Origin of the sequence: Intestinimonas sp. UBA1698 (genome assembly GCF_002320075.1) — a bacterium.
Lineage (GTDB): Bacteria > Bacillota > Clostridia > Oscillospirales > Oscillospiraceae > Intestinimonas > Intestinimonas massiliensis.
This window is the reverse complement of record NZ_DCJO01000006.1, coordinates 1-19,387: the sequence shown is the minus strand read 5'-3', so window position 1 is coordinate 19,387 and position 19,387 is coordinate 1. Positions and strand designations below refer to the sequence as shown.

The following is a 19,387-nucleotide window of genomic DNA, read 5'->3' as shown; positions in this document are numbered from 1 at the left end:
ATGGACACCCGCTGCTGCTGGCCGCCGGAGAGCTGGCTGGGCTTGTGCTGGAGCTTGTCACCCAGCCCCACCATCTCCAGGGCGATTCTGGCCCGCTCCCGGCGCTCTGCACGGGGCACGCCGGCGTATATCAGCGGGACCTCCACGTTTTCCAACAGATTCAGCTTGGGCAGCAGGTTGTACTGCTGGAAGATGAAGCCCAAAAGCGCGTTGCGGATTTCGGCCAGCTTGTTTTTGTTCATCTGGCCCACATCCCGGCCGTCCAGCAGATAGGTCCCCTCAGAGGGGACGTCCAGACAGCCGATGATGTTCATGCAGGTGGACTTGCCGGAGCCGGAGGAGCCCACGATGGCCACAAACTCACCCTTGCGGATCTGAAAGGAGATGTGGTCGGCGGCCACCACGGTGGTGTCTCCCATATGATAATATTTGCAGACGTCCTGAAATTCGATGAGCGCATTCATATCAGAACCCTCCCGGCGCGCCGCCCATGCCGCCGCCACCGCCGCCGGGCATGCCGCCTACGCCGGGGATGCCTCCGCCGGGCATCATGCCCATCTGGAAGGTGTTGCCGGAGGAGGTGGTGGGGATGTAGGCCACTGTGTCGCCCTCCTGCAGGCCGGAAGTGATCTCCAGGTAGTTGTCGTCACGGATGCCGACGGTGACCTGGACCGAGACGTAGCCGCCGCCCTGCTGACTGGCGGAGGCATCCGACTCACCGGAGGCGCCGTTGGCGGCGCTGGGGGAATCGGCGGTGACCAGCACCAGGCTGCCCCGCATGAGAGCGGCGGAGGGAATGGTCAGCACGCCCTCGGCGCTTCCCAGAACGATGGTGGCGTCGGCGCTCATGCCGGGAAGAAGGCCGTCGGTCTCGTCGATGCGGATGGTGACGGGGTAGGTCGTGACGCCGCTGGAGGAGGTGCCCGCCACGCTGACCTTGGTGACCACGCCCTTGTAGGTCTGATCGTCCACGGCGTCGGCCGTGATGGAGACGGTCTGACCCACGGCGATGTCGGCAATGTCCAGCTCATCCACGCTGAGGGTCATGGTCAGATAGGACAGATCGTAGATGGAGCACAGGACCTGGTTGGACTCGGAGGTCTCTCCGGCCTTGTAGTTCTTGTCGATGATGGTGCCGGAGATGGGAGAGGTGATGGTGTAGTCGGCCAACTGGTCGTACTGGGATTCCAGAGAGAGCTGGGCGCTGCGCAGGGATTCAGAGGCGCTTTGGATCTCATCGGCCAGGGTGTCGCTGGACAGGACGAGCAAAAGCTGGTCCTTGTCCACCCAGTCTCCCTCGGAGACGCGGAGGGAGGCCACCTCGCCGGAGATTTTGGCCGTGACCGCAGCCTCGTCCGCGTACGCGAAGGTGCCGCCGGAGCTGCTGCCCACGCCGGCGATCTCGGCGGAGGCGCTCTGGCTGGTGGAGATGCCGCCGGGGTTGGACACGTCGATGGTCACCTCGCGCACGATCCGGTTGCCGCTGAGCACGGTGTCGACGGCGGAGATCTTGCTCACCGTGCCGTTCAGGGTCTCAAAGGTGCTGTCCAGGGTGACGGAGGCGGTCTGGCCCAGGGAGAAGCCGGCGGCGTCGTCGGCGGGGAAGGGGACGGTGAGGCCCATCACGTCGGAGTTGCGGATGGTGGCCACCGTCTGGCCCGCCGACACGTCGTCGCCCACCTCCACGTCCAGAGCGATCACCCGGCCGGAGGCGGTGGCAGTGACGTTCAGATCCTCCTGGTTTTTGAGCTTGTTGTTGTAGCTGCGCTGGGACTGATTCAGGGAGATCTCCGCCTTCTCCAGGGAGCTGGAGGCGTTGGAGGAGTCAATGGTGTAGAGGACGGTGCCCTCCTCCACCTGGTCGCCCTCTTCAAATTCGGCGGTGAGGATGGTGCCCTCCAGCAGGGTGGTGACTGAGTAGGAGTTGGCGGCCTCCAGCGTGCCGCTGCCGGTGATGGAGGCGGTGATGTTACGCCGCTCTACGGCGGCGGTGGTATAGGCGCTGCTGGCCGACGGTGCGGCGGAAGCCTTGGTGCGGCCGAAGGCGAACCGGAGGCCGCCGCCCGCGATGGCGCACACCAAGACCAAGGCCACCAGCTTTTTTCCAGGTCCCTTTTTTCTGCTTGGCTTGACCGCGGCGCCGCCGGAGGGGGTCTGCGTGGGTGCCGGATTCTGTCCCAGGTTGAGTTTCATTGCTTCAGCCGTCCTTTCCATATCAGGCTATTTACGTTGATTGATTGTACGGACGGAATCTAAACACAGGGGGTGGAAAATCAAAACAAATTCGAAACAGATTGCAAACAATCCCAAAAGCCCTCCAGACGCACAGCGCCTGGAGGGCTTTTCCGTTCAGCGGTTCAACCGGTAGCCCGCGCCCCAAACGGTCTCAATGAGCTTGGGGTGAGACGGGTCGTCCTCGATCTTTTCCCGGATACGCCCGACGTGGACGGTGACGGTGGCGCTGTCCCCCACATAGTCGTAGCCCCAGATCGTCTCGAAGAGCTGCTCTTTGGAAAAGACGATGTTGGGGTTCTCCGCCAGGAATTTCAGCAGAGCGAACTCCCGGTTGGGCATCTTCAGCTCCCGTCCGCCCTTGTAGACCTTCCAGCTCCGGGGCAGGATGTGCACATCGCCCACGGTGATGGCGTCCTGCTCCGCCTGTCCGCCCCCGCCGCCGGTGAGACGGGCGTACCGGCTCAGGTGGGATTTCACCCGGGCCACCAGCTCAGCCGGATCGAAGGGCTTGGCGATATAGTCGTCGGCGCCCAGTCCCAGCCCCCGGATCTTATCCACCGAGTCGGTGCGGGCGGTGACCATCAGGATGGGCACATCGATCCGGTCCCGTACCCGCCGGCAGATGTCGTAGCCGTTGCAGCCCGGCAGCATCAGGTCCAGGAGCAGCAGGTCGTATCCGCCCCGAAGAGCCTCCTCAGCCGCCGCCTCGCCGTCGGCGATCACCGTGGTCTCGAAGCCCTCGATCTCCAGGTAGTCCCGTTCCAGCATGGCAATCTCGCTGTCATCCTCGATGATCAGAATTTTGCTCATGGTCAAACCTCCTCTTCACAGGGCAGGGCGATTTCGAACACCAGCCCATGGTCGTTCCGGGCGGCGATGGTCCCACCGTGCGCCTCCACGATATACTTGACGATATACAGCCCCAGGCCGCTGCCCTCGCCGCCCCGGCTGCCCCGTGCCTGATCTCCCCGCCAGAACTGCTCAAAGAGGTGGGAAAGCTGCTCCTCCGGCACCCCGGCGCCGTTGTCGGCAAAGCGCAGACGTTCGGTGTCCCGCTCCCGCCATATGGTCAGGGTGAGCTCCAGTGGAGTGGTCCCCGCGTAGCGCAGCGCGTTGTCCGTCAGATTGGTGAGCACCCGGTAGATCTGCTCGGTGTCGATGCGGACGGGGTGGGGGGTGGGAGCGCCCTGCACCAGAATATGTCCGCCCTTGGCCTCCAGCTCACCCTGGACATCCTCGGCAAACCTGCGCACGAAGCTGCCCAGGTCGGCCCGCTCCGGAAAGAGAGGGAGATTTCCGGTCTCCATTTTGGAAAAGTAAAACAGCCGCTGGAGCAGGATGTCCATATCGCAGGCCTTGCGGTAGGCCACGTCCAGGTACTGCCGCTGCTTCTCCGGCGTGTTGGCTACCCCGTCCCGCAGACCCTTGATGTAGCCCTTCACCGACGTCAGCGGCGTGCGCAAATCATGGGAGATGCCGGCCACCAGATCGGTCCGGGCCTGCTCGTAGGCGGCATTTTTCTCCCGTTCGGCCAGCAGATGGCGCTGCATGTGGTCAAAGGCGGCGCAGACGGAGGCAAATTCATCCTTGCCGTGGTAGTCCACCGGACGGGACAGGTCGCCCCGCTCCACCCGCTGGGCGGCGTCGGCCAGGGCGTTGACGGGGCGCATGAGCTGTTTGACCTGGTGGTTGGTAAAGAGCAGACTGAGCAGAACGATCAGGACGATGGCGGTCAGACCGCTGGTGATCAGGGCCAGCATGACGGCTTCGGACTGGGGGCGCTGGCGGCCAAAGACCTCGGGAATATGGGGGCGGGACATGGCGACGATTGTGTAGGGGCCGTTCTGCGTGCCGATCATCAGGATGCCGTCGTTCTGGATCGTGTGTGTGCCGTTGGGGGGCCAGACCGCGTCGGCGGAAAAGCGCTGGTAGGCGTTCTCCTGGAAGGGGTCCAGGGAGGAGTACAGCTCCCGACCGTTTTGGCCCACCCGTAGATGGTAGCCCAACTCGCGCAGTTGAGCGTCCAGCCGCCCCCAATCCGTGCCGCTGCTGCCGCTCAGAAGGGCCTGTACCTGCTCCGCCCGGTCGTCTATGGCCGAGCGGGACCACTCCTGATAACGGTGCGTGACCCACCCCATGACGCCGCCGCTGACCACCAGCAGCGTCACCAGCGCCGCCAGTACGGTGAGCGTATGGTAGACAAAAATTCGCCTCTTCACAGACCATTCCTCCAGCATCTGCGTTCTACCTGATCATAATGCGTACGAAAAAAGCCCAAAGCCTTGCACCTTCCGGTGGAGCAATCCGGCGCTCCAGCGGAAAGAGGCATTGTAACCGGTTTATTCCGTGGACATTATCATAGAGGAAAAATCTAAACAGGGAAATAGGCAAATCTAAACTTTTCTTAAACAATGAGCGGTGAGGGAGTTGAGATCGGCTATTGACGGCGGTAAAAAAATGTGGTATCTTAATTAACTGCTAGGGCTGTGAACGGCCCGTATGCGGCGGTGGCTCGGGCAGAGCAGCCGGCCGGCAGGGGTTCGCCCTGCACGCAGAGTTTTATATGCTGGTATGGCTCAGTCGGTAGAGCGACGCACTCGTAATGCGTAGGTCGCCGGTTCGAATCCGGCTACCAGCTCCAAACTCCCCGAAAACAAGCGTTTTCGGGGAGTTTTACTTTGTCGTTACCGCTGCCGACACCAGTGTGGCTGCCATGGAGCGCACACGGGAGGGTTTCCGCGGCTTTGCCGACTGCCTGCCAGGGGCCCGGGATGTGGGAGAGCCTTGCCGCCGGGCCGGTGGGTGGAGTATGACCATTGCCGAGGTGAGCAAGAGGTGCGGCCTGTCCGCCGACACCCTGCTCTACTATGAGCGCATCGGTCTGATCCCGCCGGTGCCCCACAGCAAGAGCGGCATCCGGGACTACGACGAGGCGTCCTGCGGCTGGATCGAGTGGATGAAGTCTATTACAAGGGCTCTCCCCAAAGGGGTAAACAAAGGCCGGGACCTGTGTGGACAGGTCCCGGCCGCTTTGCAATTCGGGGTTTGCCCGGGCGCCCCCAAAAGCCAAACCCGAAGATCACGTTGCTGATGAGTGCCGCTGTCGCCCCCTGCCAGGACCGCTTCACGGCTGGCCCCGGCCCGGGTCCAGGAACCGGAGCAATTCCTCCATGCCGTCCCCTCGGAGCGAGCTTACGCGGAAGATGGGGTCCGCGCCGGCCAGCGCCAGCAGTTCCTCCGCCTGGCGGCACTGCTCCTCGGTGGCAATGTCGGCTTTGGTCACCACCCCGGCCGTGGGGATGGGGAAGGCGGCGGCCTGGCCGGGGGAAAACAGGAACCGCTGGGCGGTGGCGTCCTGAAGGAACAGCACCAGGTCGGCTTCCACCGACGTAACCACCAGCCCCTGGAGGAAGGAGCGATGCTCCAGATGCTCCCCCGGCGTGTCGATGGTGCAGTTGACCACCTCGATGGCCTGGGTCTTTTTATAGACCTGCTCCAGGCCGTTGAGCCGCTGGCACAGCGTGGTCTTGCCCGAGGCGGTAGGCCCGACCAAAATAATCCGCTTCATGTGCGGGTAATGGAGGTGGCCAGGGTGAAGCCGAGCACATCGGACAGCACGCCCAGCACATCCCGCAGAGCCGATTCCACGCTGGCTACGTCGCCGTTGATCACCAGCGAGCCGTTGAAACGGTCCACAAACACCACATCCACGTTGGCGGCCTTGGTGGCCACGTCGGCCCCGATGATGGCGCCCTCGCTGGGGGTAATGGTCAGAATACCCAGTGCCCCCGAGCTGTTCCCGATGACCCCCAGCTTCTTGTAGAGCTCGGGCTCCGGGTTGGCGATCAGGTGCGCCAGCGTGACCTGCTTGCCGGGTACAAACTCGTATGATGCGCTGCTTTTCGGCCTGCGCGTGTTCCTGCATTTCACTCATCCCCTGTTACAGCAGACGGTTGAACAGCTCCGGGCTGGGGTTCGGTATGACCACCGATGCGACCAGCATCCCCTCGGCGTTGGGCGTATGGATGCCGCAGCGGACGGACTCGGTCACGGCAGCCACATCGCCCACCAGGATGACGAAGGACTTTCCGCCGATGCCCGTGCCCAGCCGCACGTCCAGAAGGGACACGTCCGCCGCCTTGACGGCCGCGTCCGCGCCGTAGATGGAGGCAGTCACGCTGTAAAATTCCATCACGCCCACTGCGCCGGCCTCCTCGGGCAGATTGGTCATCCCGATGGCGCGGACGACCTGCGGGTGGACCCTGGGGATCACGCACTGATCCACCACATGACTCCCGCCGATGGCGCAGCCCGCGTCCAGAGAGGCCTGGACGGCGGCCACCTCGCCGGAGAACAGCAGATAGTATTTCCCGGGACAGCCGGCCTTAGCAAAAACCAGACCCACCTCAGCCGCTTTGGTGACGGCATCGGCCGCCTCGATCCCCTTGGCAATGGCGAAAGAGCACTGCGATTTGGAAAAGACGCTGTTTTGGAGGATTCTCCACCATGTGGTCAAATGGCTGATGATTATCGGCAGTGTCTGCTCCACAGCCGTCATGGTGTGGGCGGTGATCAAACGTTATTTCTTTAAGGGCAACCTGTATGGTTCGGATGAGATCATCATGTTGTTTGCCTTCTGGCTGTATTTTATGGGAGCTGTCTATGGCAGCTATGAGGACAGCCACATCAAGGCCGATTTGCTGAATGTGTACATCAGGAATATGCGCTGCAAGGATGGTTTAGCCCTGATATCCCAGGCGCTTACCGTGCTGGTCAATACAATCGTTTTGATCTGGGCCGCCAAGTATTTCTCCGGCGAGATCGCCAAATGGGGCTTGTCCACCTCCCTGAAGATCCCCCTGGTCATTCCGAAAGCTTCGGTATTCTTTGGGTTCCTGTTGATGGAGTTCTACCATGTGTATTATCTGCAGCGCAACCTTAGGACTTATCTGCGGGAGGGCTACTATACCAGGCCTGTGCCAGGCGACTATGTATCTGACCGGCTGAAAGAAAAATATCCTGCTATCACGCTGCCCAATAAGGCGGAGGCCAAGGCAATGCTCGAAGCGGCGGATTCCAGAGCAGAGGAGGGGAACGACTGATGATTTCGATTGCAATCAGCATTATAATCCTGATTGGCTGCCTAGTGGTCGGAATGCCCATCCCCTTTGCCTTTGGTGGGGCATTTCTCTGGATCACCTACACGCTGGGGTTTAATCCCAATACCTTGCTGGCCAGCGGATATACACAGATCAATTCTACCATTCTCCTGGCCATTCCGCTGTTTGTTCTGGCGGGCAAGGTCATGGAGAAAGGCCGCATTGGGGATGCCCTAATCGGCTTGGTGGAGCGGTTTGTGGGCCGATTCAAGAGTGGCTTGGGTGCGGTAGCAGTCATTACCTCCGCGGTGTTCGGTTCCATCTCCGGAAGCGCCTCGGCGACACTGTCGTGCATCGGAGCCCTCATGGAGCCACGCCTGACCCGTGCGGGCTATGAAAAAGGCTACACCGCGGCGCTGCTGGCAGCCGCTTGTCCGCTGGGCCTGCTGATCCCGCCCAGTTCGGCCCAGGTCCTGTATGCCTGGTCCAGTGGTACTTCGGTTCTGGCCTGTTTCACAGCCACCATCGTCCCCGGCCTGATCCTGGTGGCGCTGCTGTGCCTGGTCAACATGGTCATGACCCAAAAATTTGACATCGTACAGCCGCCTAAGGAGCATTTCCGGACCTGGGGCAGGAATACGGCCAGATCCACACTACGTGCCATCCCCGCTTTGATTATGCCGGTTATCATCCTGGGCGGAATCTATGGCGGTATCATGACGGCTACCGAAGCCGCCGCCATCAGCGTGGCCTATGCCATCCCCTGCGGCATGTTCATCTATAAGGGCCTGAAGGGGGACGGCCTGCATCAGGCACTGACGGAATCCGCCTGTGCCACTGGTGTTATTATGGTGATGTTCTTCATGGTCATGATCTTCAGCAAGCTGCTGACGATGCAGAACGTGCCTGCTCAGATTGCAGAGGCTCTGCTGAGCATTACGGACAATAAGTATCTGATTCTTTTGATGGTCAATGTCTTTATGATCATCATCGGCATGTTGATGGACGACACCAGCGGCATCCTGCTGTGCACGCCCATCCTGCTGCCGATCGTACAGGGCATCGGCATCCATCCGGTTCATTTTGCCGCCATCCTGGGCGTCAATCTGGGCATGGGGAATATTACGCCGCCCACTGCGCCCATGCTGTACCTGAGCGGCCGCGTCTGCGGAGCCAAGATCAACAAGATGCTCTCGCCCATCATGATCTTTATCCTCTTCGCTTGGATTCCCACACTGCTAATCACGACTTACATCCCGGCTGTGGCGACCTTCCTGCCCAAGCTCATGATGCCTCAGATCTTTGGTTAATTGGAAGGCCTTTCGCCCGGTTGAAACACAAACGCCCCCTGCCCGCCGCACAAGCTGTGCGGCGGGCAGGGGGCGTTTCCAGACAAGGTGCGCCTGCTCACTCCAGGCAGATCCACGCCTGCCTGTGCTCGGTCACATAGCCGATGGCCGCAGCCTGAGGGAGAATGTCCCGCAGCTCGGCCAGACAGGACTGGGCGTCCGCCTCCGGCAGGGCCATCAGCAGTCCGCCGCTGGTCTGGGGGTCGTACAGAATGTCCTGCATGGCTCGGCTGACGGCGCCGCGCACCTCCACCCCGGCCTGGGCGTAGTCCCGGTTGCGGTAGGCTCCGGCGGGGATAAAGCCCATCTCCGCCAGGGGATAGGCCTCGGGGTGAAAAGGTACCCGGTCGGTCTGGATATGGATGGAGCAGCCGCTGCCCTGGGCCATTTCAAAGCTGTGACCCAGCAGGGCAAAGCCGGTGACGTCGGTACAGCTATGGACCGGATAGCGGACCATGATGTTACGGGCGGCCTTGTTCAGGGTGGCCATCTGCCGGTAGATGCGCTTTAGGACCGGGGGCTCCACCAGGTCGGCCTTGGCGGCTGTGGTGAGGATACCAATGCCCAGCGGCTTGGTGAGGAGCAGAACGTCGCCGGGGCGGGCGCCGCAGTTTTTCAGGACCTTTTGGGGGTGGACGAAGCCGGAGACCGCCAGACCGTAGATGGGCTCCGCGCCGTGAATGGTGTGGCCTCCGGTGATGATGGCCCCCGCCTCGTAGGCTTTGTCGTAGCCCCCCCGCAGGATCTCCTGCACGGTCCCCGGCTCCATCTGCTCGGGAATGCACAGGATGTTCAGCGCCAGCTTGGGCTCCCCGCCCATGGCGTAGACGTCGCTCATGGCGTTGGCTGCCGCGATCTGCCCGTAGAGGAACGGGTCGTCCACGATGGGGGGGAAGAAGTCGGTGGTCTGCACCAGGGCGGTCTCGTCGTCCAGAACGTAGACGCTGGCGTCGTCGCTCTTGTCGTAGCCCACGATCAGGCGAGGGTCCTGATGGGTCCGGAAGCCCTCCAGCATGTGCACCAGCGTCCCGGCCCCCACCTTGGCGCCGCAGCCGGCGCAGGTGGCCAGCTTGGTCAGTTTTACCTCGGTCTCCATGCTCGCATCTCCTTAGCTGTTTTCCGCCCGGTAGCAGGTGCGGTAGCCCTCCGGCAGCGCCTGCACGACCTGCTCCACCTCCTGGGGCCAGACGTCCGCCGGACAGGCCGTCTCACCCTCGTAGCGCACGCAGGTGCCGCAGCTGCTGCTCAGGTCCCGGGGCACCGGCATGAGCTTTGCCGCCATCCGGCAACTCTCGCAGAGCCGCTTGTACCGGATGGCGCCGAAGTGGGAATAGAATGTGGCGATATAGGTCATCTCACTTGGTGATGGAGAGGGTATACTCTCCGCCGTGCTCCACGCAGGCCACCTGATAGCCCTGGTGCTCGGCATAGCGGGTCACGTTTTCCCGGGAGGTGGGGTTGTCCACCACGATCTGGTAGGCGGGCTCCTGGGAGGCCATGGCCTTGCGGAGCATGACCACGGGCTCCGGGCAGGAGAGCCCACGGGCGTCCAGCGTATTCATAACGATCCTCTCCTTTACGATTCTTCTTTTCGGAAGGTGTTGAGACAGGCGATGACGGCCACCACGGCGATGCCGATGACCACGGCCAGCTTGCCGTTGGCGGTGGGGCCCTCGCCGCTGGAGGCCAGGCCGAAGTTGTGGGCGAAGGCGGCTCCCGCCATGAGCCCCAGCACCGTGACGGCGCTGTCGGTGTTGCCCTCGCCAGAGAGCACGAGCTGCCGCAGGGGGCAGCCCCCCAGCAGGACGCAGCCAAAGCCGGCGAGCAGCATTCCCAGGAAGTTCCACAGCCCGTCGGTGTGGGCCACGGCCTGGCCCGTGAAGCCCAGGTGGAAGTAGGGGTCCGGCGTGGCGGCGTTGAGCACCAGGTTACAGGCCAGGGCGCTGACCAGAATGGCCAGGAAACCCAGCAGCAGCTTGGATTCCCGGAACAGGACCAAATCCCGGATGCCGCCCACCATGCACAGCCGGGTCCGCTGGGCCAGCGCGCCCACGACGAGCCCGGCGGCCAGGCTGATGAGGACCGCCGCGTGCTTGGCGCCGGGGCCGCCGCCCGGCTCGGTGAAGCGGAGCAGAGAGGGGGAGGCCACCAGGAGCAGGAGCAGCACCACCTGGAGGACGGGGAACAGCCGGCCCTCCAGAGCGGGAAGCCGGTAGGTGCGCCGGAGGGAATATCCCCGGTTCAGGAAAAATACCCCGGCCAGAATGCCGCAGACGAAGCCGCCCAGGCCGAACAGGGCGTTCAGGTCGCCGCCGGCCAGCCGCAGGATCATGCGGAAGGGGCAGCCCAGGAACATCAGGCAGCCGATCATGACGAAGAAGCCCAGCACGAAGCGGGTCAGCGGGGCGCTGCCACCTCGGGCGGAGAGCTCCTTCCGGGTCAGGGCCAGCAGAAAGCTGCCCAGCACCAGTCCGATGATCTCGGGGCGGATGTACTGCACCGGGGCGGCGGAGTGGAGGCCAAGGGCTCCGGCGGTGTCCCGCAGGAAGCAGGCGATGCAGAAGCCCATGTTGACCGGATTGCCGAAGAACACCAGCAGGGATGCGAGGATACCGATGACGACGCCGGCCAGAACGATGCCGGAGGTTTCCTTTTTCAGGTCCATCCTCTGATTCTCCTTCCATAGTTTGGGTCATGTCCAGTATAGCATTCACGCGGCCCGGCATCCAATCGCAATGATTGATTATTTATCTGTATTTATTTGAAAATCCAATAAAAAGATGCTACGATAGAGAAGAAACACCCAGAAGGGAGGACCTCGCATGGGAAGCATCTATCTGGACAACGCCAGCACCACCTTTCCCAAGCCCAGGGCCGTGGCGGACGCCATGTATGGCTTTCTGACGCAGACGGGCAGCAACATCAACCGGGGCTGTTACCAGCGGGCCTACCGCGTGGAGGAGACCGTTTACGAGACCCGGCAGATGCTGTGCGAGCTGTTCGGCGGGGAGGACTGCAAGAACGTGGTCTTTACCAAAAACGTCACCGAGAGTCTGAACGTCCTGCTGAAGGGCTTCCTCCGGCCCGGCGACCATGTGTTGGTGTCCGCTGTGGAGCACAACGCCGTCATGCGGCCTCTGGTGCAGTTGGAGCGCAGAGGCGTCTCCTTTTCCCGGGTCCCCTGCGCAGAGGACGGGAGCCTGCGGGTCGAGGCCCTCGCCGGCAGCCTGACCCCCCGCACCCGGGCCGTGGTCATGACCCATGCCAGCAACGTGTGTGGGACGCTGCTGCCGCTGGGGGAGGTGGGGGAGTTCTGCGCGGCCCACGGCCTGCGCTTTTTCGTGGATTCCGCCCAGACCGCCGGCGTCTGGCCCATCCACATGGGGGACATGCACATCGACGCCCTGGCCTTCACCGGCCACAAGGGCCTGCTGGGCCCCCAGGGCGTCGGGGGCTTCGTGCTCCGGGAAGACCTGATCGGACAGGTGGAGCCCCTGCTCTCCGGCGGGACGGGCAGCCTCAGCCATACGGAGGAGACGCCGGACTTTCTGCCGGACCGCTTTGAGGCGGGGACGCTGAACCTGCCGGGTATCCTGGGCCTGCACGCCGGCCTGGCCTGGCTGAAGGACACCGGCATCGACGCGGTCCGGGCCCATGAGCAGAAGCTGACGGCGCGCTTTCTGGAGGGGCTTCGGGCCATACCCGGTATCCGGGTGGCGGGGAGGGGGGACCTCCGCGGCCGAACGGGGGTGGTGTCCCTGCAGACCCCGGGGCGGGAGTTGTCCCAGGTGGCCTGGGAGCTGGATGAGACCTATGGGATCATGACCCGGGTGGGCCTGCACTGCGCCCCTGCCGCCCATAGGACCCTGGGGACCTATCCTACCGGTACCATCCGCTTCTCCTTCGGCTGGTGGAACACGGAGGAAGAGGTGGACACGGCCCTCGGGGCCCTGGAGGAGATCCTGAAGGGGCGGCGCGGCCATGGAGCTTAAGCAGTTGGAATCCTTTACCAACGTGGTGGAGTACCGCAGCTTCACCAAGGCGGCGGAAAAGCTCTATATCTCCCAACCCACCATCAGCACGCATATCCGGCAACTGGAAGAGGAGCTCCACTCCCGCCTCATCATCCGGACCACCAAGAGCATCGAGATCACGCCCCGGGGGTGGGAGCTGTACGAGTGCGCCTGCCACATTCTGAGCCTGCGGGACAATCTGCTCCAGCGCTGGGCGGGCGAGAGCCGGAAAATCATCCGTCTAGGCGCCTCCACCATTCCCTCCGCCTACATCCTGCCGGAACTGCTCCCCGCATATGGGAAGGCCCACCCCGACACCTATTTTTCCATCCATCAAAGCGACAGCCAGGGCATCGTGGACGGACTGCTGCAGGGCAATTTTGACGTGGGACTGGTGGGGATGCGCTGCGCGGACGAGGCTCTGGCCTGCATCCCCTTCTATCAGGACCGGATGGTGCTGATCACACCGGTGAACGAGCATTTCCTGGCGCTGAAGGCCCAGGGGGCTTTTCCTGTGGAGGCGCTGCTGGGGGAGGCGATGATCCTGCGGGAGAACGGGAGCGGCAGCAAGAAGAGCGCGGACCGCTTTCTAGAGAGCATGGGCATCCGGGAATCCGAGCTGCAGGTCATCGCCCGCATCAACGATCAGGAGGCCATCAAGAATCTGGTGGCGCAGGGTTTGGGGATCTCCATCCTCTCCGAGCGGGCAGCCCGGAATTTCTGTGAGGAGAAGCGGCTGCTGGGGTTCGAGCTGCCGGAGAGCGCGGCGCGGCGGAGCCTCTACCTGATCTATCAGAAAAACTACATTCTAAAGCCGTATATCCAAAAATTTGCAGAATTTGTAAAGCGGTTTTACCCGTCGGCGGAGCCGGAAGATGCCGAACCCGTCAAGGCCCGGTGAAGCAGGGCTGAACTCGGCCTTGCGCGAGCCCGGCCGGATATGCGGGCCGCTGGAGAGGCAAACGATCCTGCACTCCCATTCCGGATTGGGATGGCGAGAGAATAAGAAGGTCCGCTCCCGGTCGGGAGCGGACCTTCCGTATTAGCTGCGGAGCTGGCCGTCGATCCCGATGACGGACACCTTCAGCGGGATCTTGCGGCCGGACGCGGCCACGGCGGCCTCCGCGGCGCGCTGGATGCCGCCGCAGCAGGGGACCTCCATCCGGACGACGGTCACGCTGCGGATCTCGTTGGCGGCGAGAATGGCGGAGAGCTTTTCCGTGTAATCCCCCTCGTCCAGCTTGGGACAGCCCACCAGGACCACCCGGCCGCGGATGAAGTCCCGGTGGAAGGCGCCATAGGCAAAGGCCGTACAGTCGGCGGCGATGAGCAGGTCCGCCCCGTCGAAGTAGGGGGCCCGGACGGGCACCAGCTTGAGCTGCACAGGGAACTGCCGCAGCTCTGAGGGGATCTCGCCGGACGCTGCGGGGCGCTCTTCCCTCCGGATGACGCGGCTGGCCGAGCCGGGGCAGCCGCAGGGGAGCGGGGCGCTGGCGGTTTGCCGGGCGGCCTTGGCGGCCAGCACGGCGGCGTGGTCGTAAGCGGGGGCCTCCCGCTCCTCAAAGGTGATGGCGCCGGTGGGGCAGGCGGGGAGACAATCCCCCAGACCGTCGCAGTAGTCCTCCCGCAGCAGTTTGGCCTTGCCGTTTACCATGCCGATGGCCCCTTCGTGGCAGGCCGCCGCGCACAGCCCGCAGCCGTTGCATTTGTTCTCGTCGATTTTGATGATCTTTCTTACCATATCTGTGACACTCCTATCAGTTGTTCCCGAGTGGGAAAGACGGCACTTGCATTTCGAATAGGAGCATACTATACTGAGAGAGAACTGTATGTTGCAACGGCAACGGGAGGGGCTTTTTTGGAGAATTATTTGCAGGTGCTGTGCCAATCGCCGCTGTTCGCAGGCGCTGCGGAGGCGGACGCCCGCGCGATGCTGCAATGCCTGGGGGCGGTGGTCCGGCGGTACGGCCGGGGGGAATTTGTTCTGCGCAGCGGCGGCCCGGCGGACCAGATGGGCGTGGTGCTCTCCGGCGGACTTCAGGTCTGCCGGGAGGATGCCCTGGGTTACCGCACGATCCTGGCCGCCCTGGGTCCGGGAGAACTCTTTGGGGAGGCCTATGCCTGCGCGCGGACAGAAACGCTGCCGGTATCGGTGCTGGCCAGCGCGGACAGCGCGGTGGTGCTGCTGGACGGTAAAAGACTGCTGACCACCTGTCCCACGGCCTGCCGATTCCACGGGGAGCTGATTCGCAACCTGATCTCGGTACTGGCCCGGAAGAACGTCTTTTTGACCCGGCGGATGGAGCACCTGTCCAAGCGCACGCTGCGGGAAAAGCTGCTGTCCTACTTGGAAGAGCAGGCGGCGGGGGCCGGCGGGGCCACGTTTGAGATTCCACTGGACCGCCAGGGACTGGCCGACTACCTCTGCGCCGACCGCAGCGCCCTGTCCCGGGAACTGGGTACCCTGAAGCGGGAGGGTGTGGTGGCGTTTGAGCGCAGCCGCTTCCGGCTGCTGTACCCAGCGGAGGCCCAAAATGAGAAGTGAGGTGAATCCCATGCGCTCCATCCCCATCCTTCTGGACGGAGACCCCGGCCATGACGACGCCATCGCCTGGATGCTGGCTAACGCCAGTCCACGGCTGGAGATCCGGGCCGTGACCTCGGTCAGCGGGAACCAGACCATTGAAAAGACCACCTATAACGCCCTGCGGGTCATGGCTCTGCTGGGGATCGACGCTCCCATGGCCAAGGGCCGGCCGGGGCCGCTGGTCTCGGAGCCCATGGTGGCTCCCAGCGTCCATGGGGAGACGGGGCTGGACGGCCCGGCCCTGCCGGAGCCGCTGCGCCGGCCGGAACCCATCAGCGCTGTGGAGCAGATGGCCCGGGTCCTGCGGGCGAGCGGCGAGCCGGTAACCCTGGTATCCACCGGGCCGCTGACCAATGTGGCCGCGCTGCTGCTGTCCCACCCGGAGCTGAAGTCCAGGATCGGCCGCATCTCTATGATGGGCGGGGGCATCCGGCATGGGAATTGGACCCCGGCGGCGGAGTTCAACATCCTGGTGGACCCGGAAGCGGCGGAGCTGGTATTCCGCTCCGGCGTGCCCATCACCATGGCTGGGCTGGACGTGACGGAGCAGGCCCTGGTCTACCCGGAGGAGTTCCAGCGCATTCGGGCGGCGGGCAATCCAGTGGCCCGCGTGGTGGCTGACTGGCTGGATTTTTTCTACCGGTTCCATCGGGAGAAGGGCTACCGGGGGGCGCCTGTCCACGACGGCGTGGCCGTGGCCGCCCTGATTGCGCCGGAGCTGTTTCGCGGGGAGGAGCTGTATATCGAGGTGGAGACCGGCGGAGATTACTGCCGGGGAGCCACCATAGCAGACTATTATCACCAGACTGGAAAGCGGCCCAATGCCACAGTTCTGCTGGATGTGGACCGGGCCGGGTTTGTGGACCTGCTGGTACGGGCTGTGGAGCGTTATGGGGAGGGAATGTGATGGAGCGGCGGCCTGTTTTCATCGACTGTGATCCGGGGATCGACGACGCCGTAGCGCTGATGATGGCCTTTCAGGCGGCGGAGCTGGATGTCCGGGGCATTTCCGCTGTGGCGGGAAACGTGGGGCTGGAGCGGACTCTGGGGAACGCGCTGAAAATCGTGGAGCTGTCGGGCGCGGCGGCGCCGGTGTATGCCGGCGCGGACCGCCCCATGTTCGGCGCGCCCATCACCGCCGAGCATTTTCATGGGGAGGACGGTCTGCTGGGTGCGGAGCTGCCCGCGCCGGTGCGGATGCCGGAAGCGGGACCGGCCTGGGAGGCCCTCCGGCGGGAGGCGGAGGCTTGGGGCGGAGCGCTGGAGGTGGTCGCTACCGGGCCGCTGACCAATCTGGGGATCGCCCTGTCCCTGTACCCGGAGCTGGCCGGGCTGGTACGGTGCGTCACGATGATGGGCGGCGCGGCGGCCTTTGGGAATACCACGCCGGCGGCGGAGTTCAACGTCCTGGCCGACCCGGAGGCGGCGGAGCTGGTGTTCCGTTCCGGCATTCCGGTGGTGATGTGCGGCCTGGATGTGACCCACAGTACCTATATCACGGCACGGGAGGTGGAGGAGCTGGCTGCACTGGGGAGCGTCCAGGCCAGGTTGGCGGCCTATTTTATGGGTAGCGGGATCGAAGAGAACGCACGGCAGTTCCGCACCGGTGGGGCGCCGCTGCATGACCCCTGCGCCATGATGTACGCCATCGACCGCAGTCTGTTCGAGTCCAAACCGTGTTGGATCGGGGTGGAGCGCCACGGGAAGGTAACCCGGGGAAAGACCGTGACCGACGCCTACAGCGACGCCAAGCGGACGGCCAATGCCCGGCTGGTGACGGGCTCAGACCGGGAGGGCTTTATCCGCCGCATGATGGAGCTGTTTGCCGGCTATGGGCCAGAGATGCCGGACGAAAAATTTTAGCGAAACAGGAAAAAGGACTTGCAAGTCCGGCCAGAATGTGTTAATATAATCAAGCCGTCTAGAACAGACGGCGATTTCCGGGTGTGGCGAAGTTTGGTATCGCGCTTGAATGGGGTTCAAGAGGCCGCTGGTTCGAATCCAGTCACTCGGACCATGCAGAGTGTCCTTATAGGATCTGAGTATCCTGTAATGGACACTCTGCTTTTTTATTTCCTGAAAAGTTCATACTGCAACCTGTTCCGGGGCGTAGCTGAGTGCTACGCCTTTTCTCGTTTCCATGATAATGTCGGCCTCCGGGATCTTCCGGCGATCCGGCACATCGAAAGCGCCGATGCAGTTGTAGTAGATCACGACACGCTGATTGGTAACGCCGTCCTGCTTTTCAGCGTGGTACACCTCAATGTGGTCGATCAGCTCCGCGACCATACGCTTTGTAATAGTGGTCGCGTCCGTGTACCGCCGCACCGTTTCAAGGAAATCGTCAATGTCCATGCGCTTGCTCTCGTCCTTTTTCAGTTCCAGCCGCAGCGCCTTGATCTTCTTTGCGTTTTCGCCCTGCTCCTGTTCATAGCGTTTGGACATTTTGGCAAACCGGGCATCGTCGATCTTACCCGCCACATTGTCCTCATAGAGCCGTTCAAAGAGCATATCCAACTCCCGGTCGCGGGCGGTCAGAGCATCCAGATCCCGCTGCTTGCGGAGCGCGGTGTTTTCCGCTACCTTTGCCGAGCGTCCGATCATGGCCTTGATAAAGTCATTTTCGTATTCGCTGGCGAAGCAGGCCAGCCGCTTGACCTCATATAAAACGACCTGCTCCAAGAAGTCCAGCCGGATATAATGCGTCTTGCTGCACTTGCGATAGCCGGAGTTGTGATTTTGGCAACTGAAAAATTTGATGTCGTGGTTGTTCTGATTGAAGTGGAAATTGAGGTTGCCGCCGCACTCCGGGCATTTCAGCAGGCCAGAGAATACGCTGGGTGCCTGCGTGACCGTGGGCTTTTTGCGGCGTGTCCCTTTTTGGAGCACCTGCACCTTTTCCCAAGTCTGGCGGTCAATGATAGCCTCATGGACATTGAGGAAGATCGCCCGGTTTTCCTCCGGGTTCTCGATTCGCTTTTTCATCTTGTAGGACTTGGAATAGCTTTTGAAGTTGATGACATCGCCGCAATATTCCTGCAAGGTGAGGATCTTCTTGACGGTGGTATGCCCCCACTTGGTAGGCTCCACGGTGCTTTTTGACCCGCCCCGGCTCGTCCCACGACTGCGCCAGTAATAGGTGGGATTGACCACGCCATCGGCGGCAAGCTGTGCTGCCGTTTCTGCCAGCCCGTACCCCTCCAGCGCCATGCGGTAGATCCGGCGCACTACCTCGGCAGCTTCCGGCTCTACCACCCAAAAGCGGGGATCGTCTGGGTTTTTGATATAACCGTAGGGCGGCGGAGAAAGCGGAACGCCTGCGTTTCCTTTCATCTTGTTCACGATCCGGCGCTTCTTGGAAATGTCCTTGGCGTAATACTCGTTCATAATGTTCTTGAACGGAGTAAAATCGTCCTCGCCCTCGTCGCTGTCCACGCCGTCGGAAACGGCCACCAGCCGTATATCGTGAAGCGGGAAAAATTCCTCTGTCAGCTTGCCGACCTCAATGTAGTTGCGTCCCAGCCGGGAAAGGTCTTTGACGAACACCGCCGAGATATACCCTGCCTCGATTGCGGTCAGCATTTTCTGAAAACCGGGACGCTTCATCGTCGTACCCGTGATACCGTCATCCACGAAAAAGATTGTGTCGGTATAACCCTTGTCCTTGGCGGCCTTTTGAAGTATCTTCCGCTGATTTTGGATGCTGTTGGACTCGCTGTCCATATTATCATCACGGCTCAGTCGGCAGTAAAGAGCGGCTGTGCCGAGTTCGTGTTTTTTGCTTGACTGTTTCATATAAACCTCCTCTCTGGCAGTCAAGCAAGAGGTTCTTTATTCTATCTATATTATACCTCGCCCGACCGCCCATGTTAAGGATGTCGATGGGGTTATACCGGCTCCAAGTCAGCCAGCATCAGCTTCAAAAGGATGTCACGCATCAGTTCTCCCGTTTCCTTGTAAACAGGCGTGACAATGAAACGAATTTTTCCGATATGGTACACATATTCTTCCGCAGCGGGCTTTTCAGTCATGGCGTCCTCCTTGTATTATAAAGTAGGAGTTATTAGAGCCCCTCTCCAAGGGCTATGTGCTACACTGTAAGGG

20 protein-coding genes, 2 tRNA genes and 2 pseudogenes are annotated in these 19,387 nt (G+C 62.3%); 10 read left to right on the top strand and 14 right to left on the bottom strand.

Annotated features, from left to right (window positions below; all coding sequences use genetic code 11):
• The 4 genes from B3H64_RS01505 to B3H64_RS01490 all read right to left on the bottom strand — a co-directional run.
• The coding region (locus B3H64_RS01505; RefSeq protein WP_286732359.1) for an ABC transporter ATP-binding protein at positions 1-464 on the bottom strand (464 nt) is incomplete at its 3' end.
• A 1-nt stretch (position 465) separates the two neighbouring features.
• Positions 466-2,193, bottom strand: coding sequence for an HlyD family efflux transporter periplasmic adaptor subunit (locus tag B3H64_RS01500; protein ID WP_050617677.1), 1,728 nt, complete (start codon positions 2,191-2,193; stop codon positions 466-468).
• 156 nt (positions 2,194-2,349) lie between these two features.
• Positions 2,350-3,045: a response regulator transcription factor gene (locus tag B3H64_RS01495; RefSeq protein ID WP_050617678.1), complete on the bottom strand. Its 696-nt coding sequence runs from the start codon at positions 3,043-3,045 to the stop codon at positions 2,350-2,352.
• A 2-nt stretch (positions 3,046-3,047) separates the two neighbouring features.
• Positions 3,048-4,454, bottom strand: coding sequence for a HAMP domain-containing sensor histidine kinase (locus B3H64_RS01490; RefSeq protein ID WP_195892309.1), 1,407 nt, complete (start codon positions 4,452-4,454; stop codon positions 3,048-3,050).
• A 346-nt stretch (positions 4,455-4,800) separates the two neighbouring features.
• Between B3H64_RS01490 and B3H64_RS01485 the strand changes: the two genes are divergently transcribed.
• A tRNA-Thr gene (locus tag B3H64_RS01485) sits at positions 4,801-4,876 on the top strand.
• Between the two features lie 168 nt (positions 4,877-5,044).
• Positions 5,045-5,212 (top strand): annotated as a pseudogene (locus tag B3H64_RS01480) (MerR family DNA-binding transcriptional regulator); the annotation flags it as partial.
• A gap of 147 nt (positions 5,213-5,359) precedes the next feature.
• On the opposite strand, the gene B3H64_RS01475 reads toward B3H64_RS01480, so the two are convergent.
• From B3H64_RS01475 to B3H64_RS01465, 3 genes and pseudogenes are all read right to left on the bottom strand, one after another.
• Positions 5,360-5,788: a EutP/PduV family microcompartment system protein gene (locus tag B3H64_RS01475; protein WP_286732356.1), complete on the bottom strand. Its 429-nt coding sequence runs from the start codon at positions 5,786-5,788 to the stop codon at positions 5,360-5,362.
• 11 nt (positions 5,789-5,799) lie between these two features.
• Positions 5,800-6,160 (bottom strand): annotated as a pseudogene (locus B3H64_RS01470) (BMC domain-containing protein).
• Between the two features lie 15 nt (positions 6,161-6,175).
• The gene (locus tag B3H64_RS01465) at positions 6,176-6,751 is read right to left on the bottom strand and encodes a BMC domain-containing protein (RefSeq protein WP_349676155.1); all 576 of its coding nucleotides are present in this window, start codon (positions 6,749-6,751) and stop codon (positions 6,176-6,178) included.
• On the opposite strand from B3H64_RS01465, the gene B3H64_RS01460 reads away from it, so the two are divergent.
• Together B3H64_RS01460 and B3H64_RS01455 are read left to right on the top strand one after the other, a co-directional pair.
• A complete protein-coding gene (locus tag B3H64_RS01460) occupies positions 6,708-7,337 on the top strand; it encodes a TRAP transporter small permease (protein ID WP_286732353.1) in 630 nt (209 codons plus the stop codon). The two genes, B3H64_RS01465 and B3H64_RS01460, sit on opposite strands and share 44 nt — an antisense overlap.
• Positions 7,337-8,644: a TRAP transporter large permease gene (locus tag B3H64_RS01455; RefSeq protein WP_207641540.1), complete on the top strand. Its 1,308-nt coding sequence runs from the start codon at positions 7,337-7,339 to the stop codon at positions 8,642-8,644. The genes B3H64_RS01460 and B3H64_RS01455 overlap by 1 nt, the downstream gene beginning before the upstream one ends.
• A 97-nt stretch (positions 8,645-8,741) precedes the next feature.
• Here B3H64_RS01455 and selD read toward each other — a convergent pair whose 3' ends face one another.
• The 4 genes from selD to yedE are packed head-to-tail and all read right to left on the bottom strand — an operon-like array spanning position 8,742 to position 11,348.
• A complete protein-coding gene (gene selD / locus B3H64_RS01450) occupies positions 8,742-9,779 on the bottom strand; it encodes a selenide, water dikinase SelD (protein ID WP_050617683.1) in 1,038 nt (345 codons plus the stop codon).
• A gap of 12 nt (positions 9,780-9,791) precedes the next feature.
• Positions 9,792-10,037, bottom strand: coding sequence for a DUF3343 domain-containing protein (locus B3H64_RS01445; RefSeq protein ID WP_050617684.1), 246 nt, complete (start codon positions 10,035-10,037; stop codon positions 9,792-9,794).
• 1 nt (position 10,038) lies between these two features.
• On the bottom strand, positions 10,039-10,245 hold the full coding sequence (locus tag B3H64_RS01440) for a sulfurtransferase TusA family protein (RefSeq protein WP_238075369.1): 207 nt from the start codon (positions 10,243-10,245) through the stop codon (positions 10,039-10,041).
• 14 nt (positions 10,246-10,259) lie between these two features.
• The gene (yedE, locus tag B3H64_RS01435) at positions 10,260-11,348 is read right to left on the bottom strand and encodes a YedE family putative selenium transporter (protein WP_286732334.1); all 1,089 of its coding nucleotides are present in this window, start codon (positions 11,346-11,348) and stop codon (positions 10,260-10,262) included.
• 157 nt (positions 11,349-11,505) lie between these two features.
• On the opposite strand from yedE, the gene B3H64_RS01430 reads away from it, so the two are divergent.
• Entirely contained in the window at positions 11,506-12,675 is a 1,170-nt protein-coding gene (locus tag B3H64_RS01430) for an aminotransferase class V-fold PLP-dependent enzyme (RefSeq protein ID WP_050617687.1), read from the top strand.
• On the top strand, positions 12,665-13,597 hold the full coding sequence (locus B3H64_RS01425) for a selenium metabolism-associated LysR family transcriptional regulator (RefSeq protein ID WP_050617688.1): 933 nt from the start codon (positions 12,665-12,667) through the stop codon (positions 13,595-13,597). The genes B3H64_RS01430 and B3H64_RS01425 overlap by 11 nt, the downstream gene beginning before the upstream one ends.
• Before the next feature lie 141 nt (positions 13,598-13,738).
• On the opposite strand, the gene B3H64_RS01420 is transcribed toward B3H64_RS01425, so the two are convergent.
• A complete protein-coding gene (locus tag B3H64_RS01420; RefSeq protein ID WP_050617689.1) occupies positions 13,739-14,437 on the bottom strand; it encodes an ATP-binding protein in 699 nt (232 codons plus the stop codon).
• 117 nt (positions 14,438-14,554) lie between these two features.
• On the opposite strand from B3H64_RS01420, the gene B3H64_RS01415 reads away from it, so the two are divergent.
• The 4 genes from B3H64_RS01415 to B3H64_RS01400 all read left to right on the top strand — a co-directional run bounded on the left by B3H64_RS01415 (position 14,555) and on the right by B3H64_RS01400 (position 17,300).
• Positions 14,555-15,241 (top strand): Crp/Fnr family transcriptional regulator, encoded by a 687-nt coding sequence (locus tag B3H64_RS01415; protein ID WP_050617690.1) that lies wholly within the window; start codon positions 14,555-14,557, stop codon positions 15,239-15,241.
• Positions 15,231-16,190: a nucleoside hydrolase gene (locus tag B3H64_RS01410; protein WP_238075381.1), complete on the top strand. Its 960-nt coding sequence runs from the start codon at positions 15,231-15,233 to the stop codon at positions 16,188-16,190. The genes B3H64_RS01415 and B3H64_RS01410 overlap by 11 nt, the downstream gene beginning before the upstream one ends.
• Complete coding sequence (locus B3H64_RS01405; protein WP_050617691.1) at positions 16,190-17,146, top strand: nucleoside hydrolase; 957 nt, start codon at positions 16,190-16,192, stop codon at positions 17,144-17,146. Before B3H64_RS01410 ends, B3H64_RS01405 begins: the two co-directional genes overlap by 1 nt.
• A gap of 77 nt (positions 17,147-17,223) precedes the next feature.
• Positions 17,224-17,300 (top strand) — tRNA-Pro (locus B3H64_RS01400).
• 68 nt (positions 17,301-17,368) lie between these two features.
• Here B3H64_RS01400 and B3H64_RS01395 read toward each other — a convergent pair.
• Together B3H64_RS01395 and B3H64_RS01390 are read right to left on the bottom strand one after the other, a co-directional pair.
• Positions 17,369-19,078, bottom strand: a complete 1,710-nt coding sequence (locus B3H64_RS01395) for a recombinase family protein (RefSeq protein WP_286732304.1) — start codon at positions 19,076-19,078, stop codon at positions 17,369-17,371.
• A gap of 92 nt (positions 19,079-19,170) precedes the next feature.
• Positions 19,171-19,314 carry a hypothetical protein gene (locus tag B3H64_RS01390; RefSeq protein WP_165860255.1) on the bottom strand — a complete coding sequence of 48 codons (144 nt, stop codon included), beginning with the start codon at positions 19,312-19,314 and terminating at the stop codon, positions 19,171-19,173.
• Between the last annotated feature and the right edge of the window lie 73 nt (positions 19,315-19,387).

What these genes read in the sequence shown, in the direction of transcription:
- B3H64_RS01395 (WP_286732304.1), bottom strand. Translation starts at nt 19,078, where the DNA reads ATGAAACAGTCAAGCAAAAAACACGAACTCGGCACAGCCGCTCTTTAC.
- B3H64_RS01410 (WP_238075381.1), top strand. Translation starts at nt 15,231, where the DNA reads ATGAGAAGTGAGGTGAATCCCATGCGCTCCATCCCCATCCTTCTGGAC.
- yedE (WP_286732334.1), bottom strand. Translation starts at nt 11,348, where the DNA reads ATGGACCTGAAAAAGGAAACCTCCGGCATCGTTCTGGCCGGCGTCGTC.
- B3H64_RS01500 (WP_050617677.1), bottom strand. Translation starts at nt 2,193, where the DNA reads ATGAAACTCAACCTGGGACAGAATCCGGCACCCACGCAGACCCCCTCC.
- B3H64_RS01390 (WP_165860255.1), bottom strand. Translation starts at nt 19,314, where the DNA reads ATGACTGAAAAGCCCGCTGCGGAAGAATATGTGTACCATATCGGAAAA.
- selD (WP_050617683.1), bottom strand. Translation starts at nt 9,779, where the DNA reads ATGGAGACCGAGGTAAAACTGACCAAGCTGGCCACCTGCGCCGGCTGC.
- B3H64_RS01405 (WP_050617691.1), top strand. Translation starts at nt 16,190, where the DNA reads ATGGAGCGGCGGCCTGTTTTCATCGACTGTGATCCGGGGATCGACGAC.
- B3H64_RS01455 (WP_207641540.1), top strand. Translation starts at nt 7,337, where the DNA reads ATGATTTCGATTGCAATCAGCATTATAATCCTGATTGGCTGCCTAGTG.
- B3H64_RS01425 (WP_050617688.1), top strand. Translation starts at nt 12,665, where the DNA reads ATGGAGCTTAAGCAGTTGGAATCCTTTACCAACGTGGTGGAGTACCGC.
- B3H64_RS01430 (WP_050617687.1), top strand. Translation starts at nt 11,506, where the DNA reads ATGGGAAGCATCTATCTGGACAACGCCAGCACCACCTTTCCCAAGCCC.
- B3H64_RS01495 (WP_050617678.1), bottom strand. Translation starts at nt 3,045, where the DNA reads ATGAGCAAAATTCTGATCATCGAGGATGACAGCGAGATTGCCATGCTG.
- B3H64_RS01440 (WP_238075369.1), bottom strand. Translation starts at nt 10,245, where the DNA reads ATGAATACGCTGGACGCCCGTGGGCTCTCCTGCCCGGAGCCCGTGGTC.
- B3H64_RS01445 (WP_050617684.1), bottom strand. Translation starts at nt 10,037, where the DNA reads ATGACCTATATCGCCACATTCTATTCCCACTTCGGCGCCATCCGGTAC.
- B3H64_RS01420 (WP_050617689.1), bottom strand. Translation starts at nt 14,437, where the DNA reads ATGGTAAGAAAGATCATCAAAATCGACGAGAACAAATGCAACGGCTGC.